Origin of the sequence: Methylobacterium sp. NMS14P, from assembly GCF_028583545.1 — a bacterium.
In the GTDB taxonomy this organism is placed as follows: Bacteria; Pseudomonadota; Alphaproteobacteria; order Rhizobiales; family Beijerinckiaceae; genus Methylobacterium.
In genome coordinates, this window is record NZ_CP087106.1 from 4,729,427 (window position 1) to 4,746,367 (window position 16,941).

A 16,941-nucleotide genomic window follows, 5' to 3' on the forward strand; every position below is an offset into this window, starting at 1 on the left:
ACCGGGCCCCGGTGAGCGCCGCGGGCCCGGCCGCCGGCGGCGCTCAGGATGCCGTCCCTCAGGACGGCAGGACGGGCTGGCCGGTCCGCGCGTCGGTCCCGTGGCCGGAAGCCGGGGCGACGTCCTCGGCCACCGTCGCGGCCCGGATCTCCCCGGGCCGCAGGGTTCCGACCAGGAGATCGACCTGACTGACGAGGCGCACGAGCGACTGCCCGCGATCCAGCGCCGGCCGCTCGGGCACGGGCCTGTCCGCGCCCAGGGCCGCCAGGGTCGCGGTGATCCAGGCCCGCCAGGGTTCCGCCTCGGGGGCGGCCGCCTCCGGGGCGTGCCGCAGGACGATGAGCCGGGCGCTGATCCGGCGCAGGGTCGCGTCGGCCACCAGGGCGGATTCCACCTCCGGGTGGCTGCCGGCCCGGGGCTGCTGCAGGGCGCGGGAGAGCGCCGCCTCCAGATCGTTGAGGGCGAGGCCGGCCTCGCGGCTCTGCGCCGCGATCGCGGCCTCGCGGCCCTCGCCGGGCGGCGCGCGGAGTACCGCCTCGGCGAGGCCGGCCTGGGCCTTGAGCGCCCGGCGCAGTTCCTGCCGGACCTGATCGGGCTCCCAGATCGGCCAGAGCACCAGGCAGCTCGCCACCGCGATCACGCCGCCCAGCACCGTGAAGCCGCCCCGCATGGCGACGATCTCCCAGGAGCTGTGGCCGGGCTCCAGCAACTCGACGAGCAGCACCACGAGGGGCGTCAGGCAGGTGACGAAGAAGCCGTAGGAGATCTGGCGCGCCGCGAAGCCCACGATGCTGAGCACCAGGATCAGCCCGGCCTCCGCCAGCGGGCTCGTGGCGTAGTAGGCGAGCACGGCGCCCACGAGGCCGCCCAGCACCGTGCCGCCGATCCGCTCCAGCGCCCGCTGCCACGTCGCCGCGTAGAAGGGCTGCATGGTGAGCACCACGGTCATCACCAGCCAGTGCGTGAAGGCGCCCGCGTAGGTCAGGGTGGCGGCGAGCGCCGGCGCCGCGACCGCGCTCGCCCGCAGGGCGTGCCGCAGGTTGGGCGAGGCCAGGGTGAAGTTCTGCGCCAGCGGCCCGACGTAGCGGGTCCAGCGGTCGAGGCTGCCGCCCTCCGTGATCGTGCCGCCCGGCCGGTAGCCCTCCGGCGTCGACAGCTTGGCGCCGATCCGCACGCGCCCGACGATCCTGTCGGCGAGGCGGGCCAGGGTCGGGTCCTCCGACAGGCCCTCGGCCACCCGGGCGATGGAGTGCTCCAGGCGGGCGAGGTCGAGGTTGACGTCGTCGCGGATCGCCCGGGCGATGGTCACCAGCAGGGGGCGCAGGCGCCGCAGGAAGACCTTGGCCAGCGCCCGGCGGCGCGCGTCGGGGCGGCTGTCGATCAGTTCGCCCACGGCGATCAGCGCGGCGAAGATCTGCTCGGCGCTCTCCAGGCGCAGCAGGGCCTGGGCGGTGCGGTCCGAGACCCGCTCGCGGGAGCGGGCGAGGTCGAGGATCATGGTCCGGGCGGTCTCGATGCTCGCCCGCACGCCGCGGCGGTGGCCCCGCGCGTGGCCGTCGAAGGCGGCCGTGTCGGGCTCCGGCAGGGCGACGAGCCGCTCGAGGTCGCCGCAGAGCCGGGCGAGATTGTGCCAGACCTCCGCCACCGCCCGGTGGGCCGGCCGGTACGGGTGCAGCCGCCAGATGACCAGGGCGAGGAAGGTCGCCCAGAGACCGCCGGCCGCGAACATCGCCGCGGTGACGGCCGCCTGCGCGACGTCGAGCGGCCGGTCGAGGGCGATGCACAGCACCACCACGAGCACGTTGCCGGCCGACTGGGCCTGCACGCTCCAGACGCGCGCGTACGAGCAGGCGAAGATCAGCGCGCAGGCGACCGGGACGACCACCGGCAGGCCGAGGGGCTGGATCAGGCCGAGGCCGGCCCAGAGCAGGCCGCCGAGGAACGAGAAGGCGGTGAGGACGCGCAGGCGCGCGCGCATCGGGCCGCCGTTGTCGCAGAAGCAGGCGAGGTTGGCGGCGAGCGCCATGGTCAGCAGCGGCGACCACTGGATCCAGATGTTGAGGAGGATGACGACGCCGAACGCGAAGGCGGCGCGCACGCCCTCCACGAGCCGCACGTTCCGGAGGTCGAGGCCCGTGGGCAGGCGCCGCAGGTCGCCGCCCGGCCGGCTCAGGCTGCCCCGGCCGGCGGCGAGGCGGCGCCGGAGACGTCCGGGGGGCGAGGCTGTGGGACTCGGCGCGGTCAAGCTCGGTCTCCCGACGGGGGCGCGGCGCCCCGGCATGAACCGCGCTCCGGCCTGACCGGATCCGCGGCGGCGCGCAACCCCGGCCCGCGGCCGGCGCGGGCGCGCGGGGCGCGTCCCGAGCGTCGCCGCCGGACATCCACGGCACATCCTCCCCACATCCGCGGCCCGATCGGGGATGCCGCGCCGGTCCTCGCCCCGCGCGCTTGACCCTCGGGCGAGCCCGTGGCTTCTGGGGCCGCCTGGCCTCCAGACTCCGTAGCTCAGCTGGATAGAGCAGCCGCCTTCTAACAGTTAATTCGTACTATCGCGGCATTTCACCCAATTCGACCCGGCTTCTCCAACGTAAGCGAAATTCGCTTCTCGTCTGCAATAGCCAGCCCGACGCGCGCTTCTCTCACTGCCGTAAAACGCTGAGAAGCCAGAGTGATCGCCGCGTTGCCATGTAACGGTAACCGCGGCCGGAACCACAGACCAGATATGGACACGCACCTCGTCCTTCATCCAGAAGCTGCTAGTTACGTTTTCAAGCGGACGTCCGTCCTTGAGCCCGTTCCGGCCGCAACAAGTGGGAACCGACCCACGCCCTCCGCCTTTGAGCAGGCGTGTAGGCTCCCTTACAACCCATAATGGGGGTGCTCAGGCCCGGCAGCGTTCCTCTATTATAATGACCTTTTGAGTGCTCTTGAGGTCGCTTATAACGAAAAACAATGCTTGCATTGACGTCCAGAAAGCTGGCGCTTTGCTTCACAAGCGCAACTATTTATCCGGTTCGTGCCAAAAAAACCGAAACACATGCAATAAAAGGTAGGACGGCTTGCCAGACCCATCGACACAGAACAATCACGTGGACACCAAAGTTGGATGCCGGTTCAGCAACCCTTACGAAGCGCTCTTCAATCGGCTGGGCTGATTTGACTCTAAAAACTGCACTCGAATATATGATGAGGAATTATATATATTCCTTTTATCATGCATACTAAAGCTATGCGCCGTCGTAACCATCTGTAGGCAATGGTCAAATTTCATCCAAACGCAACTCGCCTTAATGATAGGCCACGCCACCCGCCACGCAAGTTTCGTGATGGTGCGCTGTCGGTCGCCTGCATATTCCTCTATTCGATCGAAGTTCGATGGCGCTGAGAAGGATGCCAACGAGAGACTCTTAAGAGTGCATCGGCAAGATGACTGAAGACTGTCCAGAATGCGGCGCTACCCTTCGATGGGATGCTCATACCTGCATATCATGTGGTGCTGTCCCTGCTCCACCCAATGTGCGATTTGCAGAGCGCGCCATTGAAGCCGCCGCTCTTTCGCTGAGCTGGGCGAGAGCGTTAGAACTCGCATCTAGCAATAAGGCAACGGCCGAGGTCGAGCGATTAGATCATCTCGCGAAACATTCAAAAATGGTGATAAATAGAAAACTGAGAGCACTCTCCGAATGGATCAATAGCGATGATGAACTTTACGTCAATTTTTATAAGCTGAGGGAGAGAGGACTAGAATACGAGGATAACGTATACAATCGGCAAAGGGTGTCAGCCGAAAATACAATCAGTCCCAATTTTTTTGACCAACTTGTAGTTGGGGCGCTGACCATCGATGGTCGCGGCATGACCTATTATGGCGAATATACTATTTTAATACGCCAGGACAGGATTGCATCAAGGGCAAGTGTTTTTTGGGAGAACCCATTCATTTTTAACAAAAATCACAGCATCATTTCAGGCGAAGATCCTCCAGTAGGATATCGTGCTCCATGGGGGGAGCGTAACAAGATAGTGGTCGCGAAATTAGCTGGCGATGTAAAGCCGGGCGATGGCGATGCTGCCCTAGCTGCCCTGGTGATGGGACCAGATAGAGCCGCTAAAGACTGCGACTTCGTTGAAGTACATGTCCACAAACACATCCATGCGAATGAAATTGAGGCCGTGATCGCTCCGAGCGAAATCCCAGCAGATGATGAGGATGCCTGGGAGTTCCTTCGCGATAAGCTGGCGACGAAGAGCATCAAATGCTAGGATGGGCTTATGAAAGCGCTTGTATCCGGCCAGGCAGGCTTGGCGGTCGTTCTCGGTGATACTCCCGAGTTCAGGCCTGTTGGATCTGACCCGTATCCCGCCAACGACGAGGCAATTTTCCGGGCCCTGGAGGGATTCTCAGACATCAAAGAAATTATTGTTCCGGATGACGACGTCCGGAAATTGGACTCCATAGTGACCAAAGCCTGGGCAGAAGATAAAGCGATCTATCAGCTCTACATGCTTTTCGACATGAGTGGCACGAACACAAAACTCGAAAATTCGATAGTAGACAAGTTTAGGTCGATATTAACCCAATATGAGGTCGCCGGGGCAATCGGCGAGTGGCTCTCTGGCGTAAATCTAGGCCCAAAATACATTGAGAGAGCCAAATACATCGCTGCGAAATATCCTGACTTGAACTTCGTTATAACGCATCTGTACCCAGGGTTGGACGTACGTAATTTGTCCCCTGAGGGTTTGGCAGGACAAAATAGTAAAATTTCACAACATAAAACAAAGCCTCTCCGCACACGGGCAGTGGAAAATAGATATTTACCTCGGCGTGCTGATGATAGACCTGACACTTGGGAGGAAAGGAGGGCACTTCAAATCTTGATGCCGATTATCCAGCAAGCCAGATTGCCCCGTCTGGGTGTCCCTAGCGCAAGGGTTAATCTGAAGGCTAGTCGATTTGGCTTCCACGGTAAAAAATCCAGACGATCCAGTTTTCAATATATTTTGCAGCTAACAGCGGCGATCAATCGAGCGATTTACAAAGAACGTCTCGACAGCGTCAAGCCTTATACTACTGGAGAAGTCTCGAGAATGGTTAGACAACGGCATATGCATGGCGAAAGCGTCAAGGCGGAGGATCCAATAATCAAGAAGCGGCTTCAGCAGGGGCACTTGTATCAAAAAAATAATTGATCAGAGTTATATCTCGGCAGATTGATGCTCGGTGGCGAAATGCTACTTCGGTACGGCGTACCGTCGACGCTAGTGGTCAGCGGCGGCTTCCAGAAAAACAAAGTCATTAATCTGTTTTATTAAATTTAGAGCGTTGGCAAACGGCGACGGTAAGCGCTTGTTGGCAAGCGCCTTGCGGGATAAGATCCTGGACCTGGATACAGTGCTGTCGCGAAGGCCCGTATCCGCCCTATGTCTGGACCTACGATCTCGCCCCATATCCTCTTAGCCGGCACGCGTCGCTCGTGGACGCGCGAGGACAAGCGAGCAATCCTCGATGAGGCGGAGAGCACCACCGCCTCGGTCTCGTCCGTAGCGCGTCGCCATGGCCTGACGGCCTCGCTCCTCTTCCGCTGGCGGCGCGAGGCCTGGGACGAAGAGCGCGCAACCTCCTTGCCGGTTCAGCCCGCGTTCGTTCCGCTCGCACTGCCGGCGCCGCCGAGATCGCCGGCGTGTGACCAGGGTCTGCCGGGCTGCGCCATCGAGGTGGAACTGGCCGACGGTCATCGGCTCCGTGCCCAGGCCTGGGCTGATCCAGCCCTGGCGCGAGACCTTCTCGCGGCGTTGCTGGATCGATGATCCCCGTTCCCACGGGCTCGCGCGTGTGGCTGGCTACCGGTCACCCGGACATGAGGAAGGGCTTCGACGGGCTCGCCGCGCTGGTGCAGGACCACCTGCACCGCGATCCGTTCTCCGGTCAGGTTTTCGTGTTCCGCGGCCGTGCGGGGCGGCTGATCAAGGTCCTGTGGTGGGACGGCCAGGGGTTGTGCCTGTTCTCGAAGCGGCTGGAGAAGGGCTGCTTCGTCTAGCCGGGGATGGCTGGGGCCGCGGCGGCGCTCTCCCCGGCCCAAGTCGCGATGCTGCTGGAGGGGATCGACTGGCGGGCACCCGAGCGTACGGACCGGCCGCGCATTTCGGGCTGAGGGAAGGGGCTGGCGGAGCCATCGTGGGCAAGCTGAGCTATTGGCATGGCTCTCGATCCTGCCTCGTTGCCGGATGATGTGGATGCGCTCAAACGCATGATCGTCGGCATGGCGAGGGACGCCGTTCATGCCAACACACTGATCGAGAAGCTCTGCGGCGAACTCGCAAGGTTGAAGCGGGCGCAGCTCGGCGTCTCGTCCGAGAAGCTGCAAACCCGCGTCGAGCAGCTCGAACTCGTCATCGAGGCCCTGGAGGTCGACGAGGCCGAGCGCCTCGCGGCAGCTCCGGTAGTCGCCGAGGCGGTCGAGGCGGCAAGCCGAGGGCCGGGGCGCCGCCCCTTGCCCGATCATCTGCCGCGCGAGACCGTTGCTCATCCCGGCCCCTGCGCCTGCCCGGCCTGCGGCGGTCGCCTGCGCCGGATCGGCGAGGACGTGACGGAGAGCCTCGATTACGTGCCGGGCCGCTTCAAGGTGGTGCGGCACGTGCGCGAGGCCTTCTCCTGCCGAGCCTGCGAGACCGTGGTGCAGGCTCCCGCGCCCTACCACGCCATCGCCCGCGGCCGTGCCGGCCCCGGGCTGCTCGCGCATATCGCCGTGGCGAAGTTCGACGATCACCTGCCCCTGTATCTTCAGGACGAGATCTATGCGCGGGACGGCGTCACGTTGCAGACCTCGACCCTGTCCGGCTGGATGGGCGCCACGGCCGCCGCGCTGGCCCCGCTGGCCGATCTCCTGCGCACGGAGGTGATCGCTGGGTCGGACGTCCTGCACGGTGATGATACGACGGTGCCAATCCTGGCGCCCGGGGCGGGGAAGACGAGAACTGGCCGGCTCTGGGCGTATGTGCGCGACGAGCGCCCCTTTGGCGGGATGCGTCCGCCGCCTTCCGTGTTCTTCGCCTCGCCGGACCGGAAGGGCGAGCGTCCGCTCACGCATCTGGCGGCGTTCTCCGGCATATTGCAGGCGGATGGCTATGCCGGCTTCAACGGGCTCTACGAGGGCCGTCGTCCGGGCGGCGCGTTGATCGAGGCCGCCTGCTGGGCGCACACCCGTCGCAAGTTCTTCGATGTTCATGCCAGGACCGGCTCGGCGGTCGCCTTCGAGGCGCTGGAACGGATCGGAGCGATCTATGAGGTCGAGCGCTCCGTCAGCGGCAAGCCACCCGACGAGCGCTTGCGGCAGCGCCAAGCCCGATCCCAACCGCTCGCAGCGGCCCTGAAGGCCTGGGCGGAGACGATCCTGCCGCAGCTCTCCGGCGGCTCCGATCTCGCCAAGGCGTTCCGCTACATGCTGGTGCGCTGGACGGCGCTGATCCGCGTTCTCGGCGACGGCCGGATCGCGCTCGACAACAACCCGGCCGAGCGGGCACTGCGGTCCGTCGCGATCGGGCGCAAGAACTACCTGTTCGCCCGCTCGGCGCGCGGCGGCGAGCGGGCGGCTGCCTTCTACACGCTGATCGAGACGGTCAAGCTCAACGGGCTCGATCCGGAGGCCTACCTGCGCGACGTGCTCACCCGCCTCGCCGCGCGTCCGGCCAAACGCTTGGCCGAACTCCTGCCCTGGAACTGGTCGCCAGTCACCGCTGGTGCTCAGGCCGCCTGATAAGCCGAGCCGCTCGCCGAGCGCTTACCAGCAACGCTCGGGCTATCGGCCTCATCCGCGGTGCCTACAACCGGACCGGCCATAGCAGCTGAGCCCGCGACGAAGGACGAGGTCGTCATCAGGGTGGAGAAAGCGATCGTCTCTATCCAAGAGCGGGGCGACGCCAAAGCCTAGGTCAATTTCAGCCGAAAGGCGGCTTATTTTCGAACGCGCTTCCTACATCACCATACGGGATTTGGGTGGGAAGACTCTCGACCAACAGCAGCGGGTCAATTTCATCAGTCAGAACCTAATCGACGCGAAGAAGTCACACGGAAGACTGTCCATCAAGGAGCGGCACGACCTAGCGGTAAAGCACGTATCCTTCTGGTAGAAATGCAAAATTATGAATCCGGCCACGCATAAGTCCGAGCCGGAGGATATGAACTCGAGCATCTAGGTGAGACCGACGTCTGCGGTGGCGTATATGGGTCGTGATGAGGCAAGTCAAAACTTAAATTTATGCATCCGATCTGAGTGCATTTGAGCACGCAAATAACATTCTGCTGCCGTACTTGATTAGTCGAACGGGCGCCATTCGGAGGAGCGCGCACCCCGTATGCCGGGGGGAGTGGCATAGGTGCGAGTAGAACGATTCGACCCGAGCGTTCACTTTGTAGCGGCGGACCACAATGCTGATCATAATTGCTCTCATTTGATCCAGTCCGAGTACCAATTAATTGAATGAGCAACGTAAACTGCGCCAGTATTTGGTTAACAGATGGCAATACCATGCCCAGACAACCCAAGCTGAGAGCGACCCACCCAGAAATGCCTAACTTCATACGAGACGATCTCGGGAAAAGCCTGGAAAATGTCGCGTATGAAGATCTCGGCTGGCACGTCGATCCTACCGAAGAAGCGGCGTTGGCAGGGCAGAAAATGAAAGATTACAATGAAGCTCTCTTCGAAATCCGCCCGTTGATTGACTCCATTCTGCTCGCGATCATATTGGCGGACGGCCCTCTGGGGGACGCATCCGCGCGGCTAAATTCAGCCCGCCGATCGTTGGGACTGAATACAGGTAAAACACGTCGCCGCGGTCGTCCCGAGGAAATCGACGACGCAAGTTTGAGAAAGGTCGCCAGCCGGTACCACAAAGCGACTTTCGATGATGTAGCGCGAAATGTCCCGCTGGATCCAATCATTCGGCAGGTCGTCGCTGAGGAAAAACCTCACGGAGAAAAATCGTATCCCCGCGATAGGCTGAAATTCGAGCGATTGAGAGACAAGTTCAAGATTAAGAAGAATTACTATCTCTCCAGTGTCGGCACCGAGCTTCTTCTCGAACGCAAACCTCGGCTTGATGCCGCGCGACGCATACTGCACGACCTAGAAACGCTTGGCATCAAAGTTAACCGCAAGCTGCTGGATCCGGCGCTTCAGGACCCATGGTCCGACAATCGAGTCTGAATCGGCGCTCCACGGCAACTGGATTTAACCAGCGATTAAAAGCGCATCGCTCTAGAACAGCACTTCATGAGACGCAATGGTTCTTCGCGAAGGAGAACTAGATGCGATCCGCCTCAAATTCGAACCGATCCGCAGCATCCAACCGGTTCTACACGATTCCACAAGCCTCGCGTGAGCTCGGCATCCCGAGTTATAAGCTTCGGCGTGCGGTCAAGCTCGGCGTCATACCTGGCCATAGTCTACTTGACGGGCGCCTCTACGTCCGCATTGAGGACATCCAGGATGCGATGGTGGGCCAGACCTCAGCTTCCCCCAAGCATGGGTCGTTCGGCTTCAACCACCCCGAGGGAGGTTCACTGTGAACCGCCCCCTCCGCAACCGAAACATCGCACCCGAGTCTGATTTCCGGGCGCTCGCCCCGATGTACTGGGAACGCGGGTTCCGCGTTCTTCCGCTCGAGCCGAGCACCAAGCGACCCGCGCAGGAGCTCAAGGGATGGCCCGGTTTCGCCTCTAGCCCGCTCAGCGGTGATAGGCGCGCTGAGTTGATCAACCGCTACTCGGATCGCGGCCTTGGCATCCTGACCGGCACCGAGCTATCGGACGGGTATCGCCTGGGCGCAATCGACGTCGATCAGGACGCCTTTGTCCCTGTCGTGCAGGCCATCCTCGGTGATGCCTCTTGCGCGAAGAAAGGTAAGAAGGGCCTTACGGTCTTCGTTCGCTACAGCGAAGATCTCAAGTCCACCAAGGTCATGGATGGGTCGGGTGGTGGTGCGATCGACATCCTGCTCGGCGGGAAGTTCTCGGTCCTGCCGCCGTCGATCCATCCCGAGACGGGGAGGCCGTACATCTGGGTCGGCTCGTCTCTGCTCGACGCCGATCTTGGTGCGATGCCGATCATCGATCGCGAGACACTGACGCTATTGAGAGCGGTTGTCGGATCGCCACATGCCCAGGTGATCACGACCGGCGCCGGCACACACGACGCCGGCGTCGCGTTTGCGGCGCAGCTCGTCGCGCACGGATGCAATGACGAGCAGATCGTCGCGCTCGTCACAGCGCTCCTGCCCGCCGGTTATGATGGCAACTCGTTGGCCGAACTGCCGGGCTGGGTCGAGAGCGCGCGCCAGAAGGGGTATGCGGATACGACGAGAAAGCCGGGCGGCGGGCGCAGCGAGACGGTTACTGCCACGGAAATGCTAGTAGGACGTCTCGCTGAGTGGGGCGTCGAATTGTTCCACGACGAGAGAAAGCGTGGCTTTATCTCAATCCCAACCGAGACAGGCGGGGTGCTGACCTACGCCATATCTTCGTCCTCCGCGGCGGCGGTGTTGCAGCAGGCCTACTATACGCAGACTGGCCGGGCGCTGAAGGAAGCGGCCCGCACTGAAGTGATCGCGCTCCTTGAGGCTCGGGCCAAGTTCGACGGTCCATGCGAGCCTGTCTTTACCCGCATCGGGCGTCTGGGCCCTGACGTTGTGATCGACCTCGGGCGCACGGATGGTCACGTGGTCCACATCACAGCAGCTGGCTACCAAGTTCTCCACAAGAGTCCGGTGCGGTTCATCCGGACCGCCGGAATGCTGGAGCTACCCGAGCCAGTCTCGGGTGGAAGCCTACGCGAGCTACAGCAGCTCCTCGCCCTGCCGGACGAAACATACACGCTCGTCCTCGCATTCCTAATCAACGCGCTCCGGCCCGGAGGCCCCTATCTCTGCATGCTCATCGAAGGAGAGCAGGGCAGCGGCAAGAGCTTCCTCAGTTCGGCACTACGTAGGCTTATCGACCCCAACCAGGCCGAGAAGGTACGTCTACCTGAGAACGAACGCGACCTGATGGTGATGGCAGATGCTTTGTTCCTGCTAGTGTTCGACAACTCGTCGGGCATGGGCGCCAATGTCTCGGACGCTTTGTGTTCGCTGGCGACAGGCGGCGGCTACGTCAGCCGCAAGCTCTACACCGATGGTGAGCTCTACACGATGAACGCGACACGACCGTTTATCATCAATGGTATCAGCGACGTCGCAACTAAGTCCGACCTGATTGAGCGCGTCATCCCGGTCGAGCTCACGCGCATGGACGACGATGCGCGCCGAACAGAGGCGGAGATGAACGCGGAGATCGAGGCGCTCCGCCCCCGCATCCTTGGCGCGCTGTACATGGCCATTGCCCGTGCGGTGAAAGACGAACATCAGACGGAGCTCTCAAGTAACATCCGGATGGCAGACGCGGCACGCTGGCTCGCGGCAGCGGAGCCGGCGACAGGCCTCGCGAAGGGCTCGATCATTGATGCATTGATGCGCTGCCAGACTGAGAGGATCATCGAGCGGACTAACAACGATGTAGTGGGGGTGGAACTCCGGAATATCGTGCAGGAGAAGCCATTTGAGGGGACCATCTCCGATCTGCTTTTCCGGATAAAGCCGGAGAGGCCATCCAGATACTTCCCGGATACGGCGCTCAAGCTGTCGAAGCACCTTGATGGGCTCAAAACTGGCCTCAAGTTGGTCGGCATCCACTTCGACGAGGTAAGCGCAGCAAGAAGGGGCAGCTGATCCGGATATGGATGGATGGCCAGGAGAACGACCCGCCTGCGCCACTGGAGCCCCCTGGCACGCCGGATTACTGACCGGCGGTGTGCATGGTGACGATGGTGTAGGTTCACACCCCTTCTCCCAAAAATAATGGGTGGAGAGGGAGGGGGTCTCCTCCCCTCCTGAGCGGTACTCCTCGCGGGGCGTCTGCGACCTACACCGTCTGCACCCTGCGCACCGGTCCGAGACGGACCTACCGCTTCGCGGGCGTTAAGCTGCGGCCCGAGAACCTCAACCGGCTGTATTCCTAGCATCGGACGAGTACGACCGGTCGTGTTTCAGGCCGCTCAATGAGTGCGTCTCAAGCTCGTGGTTCCATTCGGGGTTACGAGCGAACCTGCCAAAAGGTCTCGCGGCGATGTCCGACGGGCGCTGGTCGCGCGCAGATCGTTAACCACGCGCGCGACCGAATAATTGTCGTTCATGCAACTGCATGATTTTCTTTGCAAGCGTTCCCCGGAGCTTTAATGAAGTCTTCAACCAAGCCTTTCAACGTTAGCCTCACGAAGCGAGATCGGAAGCGAAAACTGCGCTCGGGTGAAGTCGTCATCAACACGCGCTGGGTCCTGAAATACTCTGACCCAAAGACCGGTCAGCGCACTCAACTATTCTTCGTCCGTCAGAAGGACGCCATCGCCAAGCGCAACGAGATTCAGGCTGCAGTCGAAGCCCGGGCCTACGTCCCCGACCGCGATGCCATCACTATCGCCGATGCGGTTGCGCGATGGCTCGAAGGTCGACGCGGCGACGTGAAGGGTCGGACGCTCCTCGAGTACGAAAAGGGTGCCCGCTACATCACCGGGCCGCTCTTGGTCTCGGCGACACCGGCTCAGCGTCGCGCTTTTACCGAGACTGGTCTCGTGCCGGAGGGCGCATCACTCGCTCCTATGCTCGGCGCAATAAAGGTGAACCGTCTTGGGACCAGCGAAATCCGCTGCTGGCACAAGCTGCTCGCCCGGGACGTCGGGCCCTCTACCGCAGCGCGAGCGAAGAAGTACCTCGGCAGTGCGCTCGCGCTAGCGGCTGAGGATCTCGGCATCCGGCCTCCGACCATGCCGACCCGACTGAAGGCCGCGCCACGCGTACGCAAGGCGATCCTGACGCCCGCGCAGATCGGGGCCGTTCTCGCCGTTGCCGAGGCCGATGTGGAACGGGGTGCCTATGTGGCTTTTCCCTTTCTCGCCGGTGTGCGACCGAGCGAGCAACTCGCTCTCCTATGGCAGGATGTCGATTTCGAGCGGAATGTCATCCGCATCAGACGAATGCAGGAAATGAATGGTAGGCAGTGCGAAGTCACCAAGACTGATGCCGGACGGCGGGATATCCCGATGTCGGCGCGGCTGCGCGCGCTGCTGGTCTCGTGGCAGGAGATCTGCCCCAAGCGCGACGGCGAACCACACCGGGTGTTCCCCGGTCTCGGAAAGCGGCAGGCGTGGCCACTGTCGCGGGTCGGTGGCGGGGGAGTCCTGCTCTATGCAAACTTCAGGACGCGGATGTGGGCGCCGTTGCTGAAGCGGGCGGGCGTCCCATACGTCACTCCCCACTCGGCACGCCACGCGTTCATCTCGATCCTTCAGGCCGAGGGCATCGAGGTGGGTCTCGTGGCGAAAATTGCCGGCCATAAGAGCCCAGCGGTCACGCTCAGCCACTACACGCAGGCAGTGCGCGGCGGGGAAGCCGCGTCGATCGCGATCGACCGAGCATTTGCCGCTTAGCGGAAGCTTTCCACGCGCATCGCGCCTTTAATGTCGCATCTTTGTTCACCGTCACGGTCAATATCGAAGCAAGCGGTGCGTTGGGCATTCCTCTTCGGCGAACTTAAATCTACTCCGCATCGAGCGTCCAAGAAGGGGAACTACTGACTTCCTGAACACCTATCAGGCTTGACTCATCGCGTATCTGAACGCCTCATCGAGGCCTTCGCTGACCGAAAGGTTCCTGTCCTTGGCCGCCTTGAAGCCCTCAACAACGGCTCGCCCTCGCTCAGCGGAAGTGCCGTGGGTGCCCCGGGTCGGGCGCCCCAAAGCGCGTGCGGTTGTTGCGAAGATTAACGCCGGATAGTCTTTTACCTCACGCGCACGGAGACCGGCATAAAACCCGCTGACATAGTCGGCGTGTTGCTCGGCTCTATAGGGTTGTGTTGGATCGGGTGCGAGCTTGTCGATCTCGTTGCGCTTCATCGACGCTATGTGCCCGAACTCGTGCGCGCACACGGAGATAATCGCGGCATCGGGCCGTTCTGACACATCAAGGAGATGGCGGAGCATCCCAAGCCCAAACAGAACCGTGCCGTCAGCGCGCTCCAACATCGGGCTCTTCGTCGCTAAGGCGTTGAAGTCGTCGTCACGCTCCTCTTGGAAATATGAAAAGGCCGGGAGAACGTCGAAGGTGCGTGCCAGCCGTGCGAGTGTTTGAGCGAGGGCATAGTCCAGTGGTGCGTTGTTCGAACGCGGCTCTAACTGCTCAGTCCCAGTCTTGAAGGTCTCCGCCCTTGTCGCGCGGCCGTGAAACGAGCTTTCGCGTGCGGGCGGCACGACGCAGCCAAAGGTTGGATAAGGACCGACCTGCGCAAGTGCGCACGAGCACCGGCCGCCGAAAGCTAACGTGAGGGCGCCCCCCAGGACTACCTCGCGACGCAAGACGATAGTCATTCGCACATCACCTTGTAGATCACGCAGCCGTCTAAGGTCTCTCGCCCTGGCTTTGGCAATGTCTTCGGATCCGGCTGCTTCGGCCCCTGGCTCGTTTGCGCAGGCTGGAAATTGATGTATTCGACCTGACCGGATATCCTACTGAACCCGATCTGCCATATGCTTTGCGTACCGCTGGCGTGCTCAGCCCGCACGCTATAGAGCGGCCCAACTGGCATCATAATTTGATTTTCGACAGTTAATTTATTCACCTGACCGAGCATCTGCACCGCCTGATAGCAGCCAGATCCGCCAGTCTGCATTGCGATGTATTGGTAAACTTGTGGACTTAGACCCTGGTATGCTGTGGACGGCCCGCAATTCTGGAACGCTTGGATTAGTGTGCCGAGATAGCCCCGCGGATCTGAGAACTGGGCTTGGGCCGGCGACCAGCTCACGCCGAGCAGGCAAACGGCCATGCCCGCGATGACCGTCGCAATCTTCATGATATCCCTGCCTCGAACAACCGAGCCTCAAGCTCGCGCCGGTCGAGGAGACCCCGAGCGTCCGCGTTTCCGGCCCACAGACGCGTCATCGCTCGGATCTGCGCTGGCACCTCCGCCGCGCGTCCGTCTTGGAGCAACTGGCGGATAGCCCTCATCTCACGGCGGCGGTCCAGCCTATCCGATGGACTGGACCTCAGCGATCCGCCGCGGTTGTAGACGAGTGAGACTAGGGCGCCGAATGCGTCGTCTGAAAGGCCTCGCGCGGCCGGGAAGCTGTGAAGCGTCTCGCCAGCGACGAACTTCTGCATTCGCTGAAACTGCATCTCGGCGGCAGCCCAGGGCACGTCGACATCGCTCAGGAAGGGGACAAGGACTTCGGCATCGTCGCCCTTCTTTCCGCAAGCGTCGCTAAGCTTCGTTATTGCCGCCGCGGGGATGAGCCCCTGCCAATCATCCTTGAGAACGTCAGGATCGGTGTAGCCAACATCGTATCCGATTCCGATGGTGACCCCTGAGGCGCCCTTGGGCCAGATCGGCGCGCGATAGCGAGCCTCGTAACGGGCCTTGCTCGAAACCTCGAACCGAACGAGGAGATCGTGTGCTCGCGCTGAAATAGCTTTTCCGTCGCTGTAGCGGCGCGCAAGGCCCGGTTGAGCAGCCCGCTCCTCGCGTGTCGGGCCAGCATCGCGGTAATCGAGCTCCCTGAACGCTCGGGCCTCCTCCAACTCATTCTCTTTCGCGGAAACCGAGGCGAGTAAGGCGTCGAACGAGGCAATGCGCGGCGTTGAGGATTGCGCCCGCACGTCCGGCCAGCCCAGAGCGAGCGATGCGGCTGCACCGACCCAGAAATGGCGTCTCAAGAGCAAGCTAGGCCCCCACCTTTTCGCGCCCGAGTTGCTAAGCGTATCCGTTGTTCCGCCGTCGAGCAACAGCCTTGTACAAGCGATTACTCGCACAACGGCCTTACGATTTATGTCCTGAGCCGGCCTGAGCAGAGGAGTTGTGCGGCGAGCACCGCAACAATCCCTGATGCATTAACGTAGATATCAAGAACTGCGACTGTCACAGAACTAAACCACGGAGCAGCTTTCATATTTGATTTAATGGTCGTACTTGGCGCGAAGTCTCCGATATTCCTGATCTAAATGAACATTCGCCTTAGTCACCGTGTTTTCGGAAGCAGACCGGCAAAAATCCACCCACTCCACTCGTAAGTGTTGTATTTACCAGCCCGTAAGCGGAGATTCCCAGCTTATGAAAAGGTTGATCGAGCACCTTCACAAATGAAAATGATATATTTGTCTGCCTCATTCAATATTATGGCGCCATGATTGCGACGCAGATTATGAAATTATCCGATAATTGGATGAAATAAGTTCAAATTATTGCTCCCGTTCTCTTAGCGTGGTTTTATGTTCGAGCTCTGAAGCTGAGGCCGTGAGCCACGCCAATGATGACCCGCCATTATTCTGGGACTAATACCACGATTGCTGGTGCTAGGCTGACGGGCCGCCGTTGCGCTGCTGCGCATGTCGAGGCCGCTCGTCAGCACGCCGCTGCTGCCGACGCTCACGCCCTTGCCGCAGGGATGCATTACGAAGCTCGCGAATCAAGTGGTGACACCGACGCTCCCCAACAGAAGGACGCGGAGATCGCCAGCTCTGACGCGGCGACGCAAACCGACACTGCCGCGGAGGCGACCGACGCCACGGGCATGATCCTAAGAGTGGTGCGTGACGCGAGGCGCGAGGCCGGCGAGGCGGTACGGCAAGCCGAGGATGGCGAGGATCCTCGCGACGCCCATGCGGCAGCCGCCAAGCACCATGCGGCAGCCGCCAAGCGACACGCTGATGCGGCAGAGGCCGCCGCGCCGGGCAGCGAAGAAGCCGAAGAAGCGCTAGCCGAGGCAGAGAGCGCAGCAGGGCGGGCGGAGGAAGCCGCGGAGACGTGATAAGACTTCCTGCCTCAAAGCCGCCCTTCGCAATTTACGATTCCAGCTA

Annotated in this window: 13 protein-coding genes; 9 read left to right on the forward strand and 4 right to left on the reverse strand. The window is 61.8% G+C overall.

What is annotated here, in order from left to right; all coding sequences use genetic code 11:
- Positions 1-58: 58 nt before the first annotated feature.
- Positions 59-2,281, reverse strand: coding sequence for an FUSC family protein (locus tag LOK46_RS22515; RefSeq protein WP_443192834.1), 2,223 nt, complete (start codon positions 2,279-2,281; stop codon positions 59-61).
- 1,145 nt (positions 2,282-3,426) lie between these two features.
- Here LOK46_RS22515 and LOK46_RS22520 point away from each other — a divergent pair.
- From LOK46_RS22520 to LOK46_RS22550, 8 genes are all read left to right on the forward strand, one after another.
- Positions 3,427-4,263: a zinc ribbon domain-containing protein gene (locus tag LOK46_RS22520; protein WP_273560619.1), complete on the forward strand. Its 837-nt coding sequence runs from the start codon at positions 3,427-3,429 to the stop codon at positions 4,261-4,263.
- Between the two features lie 9 nt (positions 4,264-4,272).
- Complete coding sequence (locus LOK46_RS22525; protein WP_273560620.1) at positions 4,273-5,193, forward strand: hypothetical protein; 921 nt, start codon at positions 4,273-4,275, stop codon at positions 5,191-5,193.
- A gap of 231 nt (positions 5,194-5,424) precedes the next feature.
- On the forward strand, positions 5,425-5,811 hold the full coding sequence (gene tnpA / locus LOK46_RS32955) for an IS66-like element accessory protein TnpA (RefSeq protein WP_443192835.1): 387 nt from the start codon (positions 5,425-5,427) through the stop codon (positions 5,809-5,811).
- A gap of 50 nt (positions 5,812-5,861) precedes the next feature.
- The gene (tnpB, locus tag LOK46_RS32960; protein ID WP_443192836.1) at positions 5,862-6,041 is read left to right on the forward strand and encodes an IS66 family insertion sequence element accessory protein TnpB; all 180 of its coding nucleotides are present in this window, start codon (positions 5,862-5,864) and stop codon (positions 6,039-6,041) included.
- 159 nt (positions 6,042-6,200) lie between these two features.
- On the forward strand, positions 6,201-7,757 hold the full coding sequence (tnpC, locus tag LOK46_RS22535) for an IS66 family transposase (RefSeq protein ID WP_273560621.1): 1,557 nt from the start codon (positions 6,201-6,203) through the stop codon (positions 7,755-7,757).
- A gap of 723 nt (positions 7,758-8,480) precedes the next feature.
- Entirely contained in the window at positions 8,481-9,209 is a 729-nt protein-coding gene (locus LOK46_RS22540) for a hypothetical protein (RefSeq protein ID WP_273560622.1), read from the forward strand.
- Positions 9,210-9,567: 358 nt separating this feature from the next.
- Positions 9,568-11,766 (forward strand): bifunctional DNA primase/polymerase, encoded by a 2,199-nt coding sequence (locus LOK46_RS22545; RefSeq protein WP_273560623.1) that lies wholly within the window; start codon positions 9,568-9,570, stop codon positions 11,764-11,766.
- A gap of 506 nt (positions 11,767-12,272) precedes the next feature.
- Positions 12,273-13,520 carry a tyrosine-type recombinase/integrase gene (locus tag LOK46_RS22550; protein WP_273560624.1) on the forward strand — a complete coding sequence of 416 codons (1,248 nt, stop codon included), beginning with the start codon at positions 12,273-12,275 and terminating at the stop codon, positions 13,518-13,520.
- Between the two features lie 162 nt (positions 13,521-13,682).
- Here the strand turns inward: LOK46_RS22550 and LOK46_RS22555 are convergent, their stop codons facing one another.
- From LOK46_RS22555 to LOK46_RS22565, 3 genes are read right to left on the reverse strand one after another with little or no spacing between them, the layout of a single operon-like run.
- Complete coding sequence (locus LOK46_RS22555) at positions 13,683-14,456, reverse strand: metalloprotease (protein ID WP_273560625.1); 774 nt, start codon at positions 14,454-14,456, stop codon at positions 13,683-13,685.
- Positions 14,453-14,941, reverse strand: a complete 489-nt coding sequence (locus LOK46_RS22560; protein ID WP_273560626.1) for a hypothetical protein — start codon at positions 14,939-14,941, stop codon at positions 14,453-14,455. The genes LOK46_RS22555 and LOK46_RS22560 overlap by 4 nt, the downstream gene beginning before the upstream one ends.
- Complete coding sequence (locus LOK46_RS22565) at positions 14,938-15,666, reverse strand: hypothetical protein (RefSeq protein WP_273560627.1); 729 nt, start codon at positions 15,664-15,666, stop codon at positions 14,938-14,940. The genes LOK46_RS22560 and LOK46_RS22565 overlap by 4 nt, the downstream gene beginning before the upstream one ends.
- A gap of 863 nt (positions 15,667-16,529) precedes the next feature.
- On the opposite strand from LOK46_RS22565, the gene LOK46_RS22570 reads away from it, so the two are divergent.
- Positions 16,530-16,892: a hypothetical protein gene (locus LOK46_RS22570; protein WP_273560628.1), complete on the forward strand. Its 363-nt coding sequence runs from the start codon at positions 16,530-16,532 to the stop codon at positions 16,890-16,892.
- The last annotated feature ends 49 nt before the right edge of the window (positions 16,893-16,941 follow it).

What these genes read in the sequence shown, in the direction of transcription:
- tnpA (WP_443192835.1), top strand. Translation starts at nt 5,425, where the DNA reads ATGTCTGGACCTACGATCTCGCCCCATATCCTCTTAGCCGGCACGCGT.
- LOK46_RS22560 (WP_273560626.1), bottom strand. Translation starts at nt 14,941, where the DNA reads ATGAAGATTGCGACGGTCATCGCGGGCATGGCCGTTTGCCTGCTCGGC.
- LOK46_RS22555 (WP_273560625.1), bottom strand. Translation starts at nt 14,456, where the DNA reads ATGACTATCGTCTTGCGTCGCGAGGTAGTCCTGGGGGGCGCCCTCACG.
- LOK46_RS22520 (WP_273560619.1), top strand. Translation starts at nt 3,427, where the DNA reads ATGACTGAAGACTGTCCAGAATGCGGCGCTACCCTTCGATGGGATGCT.
- LOK46_RS22570 (WP_273560628.1), top strand. Translation starts at nt 16,530, where the DNA reads ATGCATTACGAAGCTCGCGAATCAAGTGGTGACACCGACGCTCCCCAA.
- LOK46_RS22525 (WP_273560620.1), top strand. Translation starts at nt 4,273, where the DNA reads ATGAAAGCGCTTGTATCCGGCCAGGCAGGCTTGGCGGTCGTTCTCGGT.
- LOK46_RS22550 (WP_273560624.1), top strand. Translation starts at nt 12,273, where the DNA reads ATGAAGTCTTCAACCAAGCCTTTCAACGTTAGCCTCACGAAGCGAGAT.
- tnpC (WP_273560621.1), top strand. Translation starts at nt 6,201, where the DNA reads ATGGCTCTCGATCCTGCCTCGTTGCCGGATGATGTGGATGCGCTCAAA.
- LOK46_RS22515 (WP_443192834.1), bottom strand. Translation starts at nt 2,281, where the DNA reads ATGCCGGGGCGCCGCGCCCCCGTCGGGAGACCGAGCTTGACCGCGCCG.
- tnpB (WP_443192836.1), top strand. Translation starts at nt 5,862, where the DNA reads ATGAGGAAGGGCTTCGACGGGCTCGCCGCGCTGGTGCAGGACCACCTG.
- LOK46_RS22540 (WP_273560622.1), top strand. Translation starts at nt 8,481, where the DNA reads ATGAGCAACGTAAACTGCGCCAGTATTTGGTTAACAGATGGCAATACC.